Below are 1176 nucleotides of genomic sequence, written 5' to 3'. Positions count from 1 at the left end.
CAGGCCATGTGTACCTTTATGATGCTCAAGGGGATTTTCGATCTCTGTCGGCGGGCCACTCAGGGACTACTCGACTCCCTGTTCGAGTTGATGAATGTGCCGTTGTGCACACCGGACTATAGCTAATGGGATGGTCGCCCCTCCCCAAAACGGCATCTGAGTGCCAAAGTGGCGAATGTAAGTTCCCACTGATGAGAGAGGCGACCACCATGAAGGCTACGACTATCGGCATTGATCTGGCAAAACATCTCTTCCAATTACATGGCGTTGATCAACATGGCAAGACGGTCCTCAAGCGACAGTTGAAGCGGGATCAGATGCTCTCATTCTTTACCAATCTTCCTCCTAGCCTGATCGGCATGGAGGCATGCGGCAGTGCCCATTACTGGGCCAATAAACTGCAAGGAATGGGGCATACCGTCAAACTGATGGCGCCGCAGTTCGTTAAGCCCTATGTGAAGACCAACAAGAACGATGCTGCGGATGCAGAAGCTATCTGCGAAGCCGTCACCCGACCCAATATGCGGTTTGTGCCAATAAAAAATGGCGAGCAGTTAGCCGTGTTGGCGCTACATCGCGCAAGGCAAGGGTTCGTCAAAGCCAGAACGGCACAAGCTAATCAAATCAGGGGCCTGCTGGCTGAACATGGCATCATTGTCCCTAAAGGTATTGCACACATTAGCCTACGATTGCCCGAGCTCCTGGAGGATGCAGAGAACAACCTACCCGGAACGTTTCGTCAATTAATTGAGCGTTTAGGGGAGCACCTCAAAGAGCTCGCCAAGCAGGTGAATGAACTGGAAGAGCAGATCTGGTGTTGGCACAAAGAAAACTCGGCAAGCCAGAAGCTGGCTAAGATGCCGGGTATTGGTCCTCTCACGGCCAGTGCACTGGTAGCGTCTATCGGCGATGCAAAGCAGTTCGAAAATGGCCGCCAGCTAGCAGCCTGGCTGGGCTTGGTACCCAAGCAACATTCCAGCGGCGGCAAGCAGACCCTGTTGGGGATAAGCAAACGCGGTGACATCTATCTACGCACACTGCTGATCCACGGGGCCCGCTCCGTGCTCCGGGTCGCTGAGCGTAAGACAGAGTACGCAGGAAGCTGGCTTGCGGGGGTAATGGAGCGACGTAACCATAATGTAACGGTAGTGGCACTGGCCAACAAGAATGCACGCA

Annotated in this window: 1 protein-coding gene and 1 pseudogene; both read left to right on the top strand. The window is 53.8% G+C overall.

Features of this window, described 5'->3' with window-relative positions; translation table 11 throughout:
• Window positions 1–123 (top strand): annotated as a pseudogene (locus tag BN1115_RS21995) (transposase); the annotation flags it as partial.
• A gap of 86 nt (window positions 124–209) precedes the next feature.
• The coding region (locus tag BN1115_RS19170) for an IS110 family RNA-guided transposase (protein WP_156135291.1) at window positions 210–1176 on the top strand (967 nt) is incomplete at its 3' end.

The sequence above is a fragment of the Aeromonas allosaccharophila genome (assembly GCF_000819685.1).
GTDB classification, from domain to species: domain Bacteria; phylum Pseudomonadota; class Gammaproteobacteria; order Enterobacterales; family Aeromonadaceae; genus Aeromonas; species Aeromonas allosaccharophila.
The sequence above is the reverse complement of the archived record's forward strand: the minus strand, read 5'-3'. Positions and strand labels throughout refer to the sequence as shown.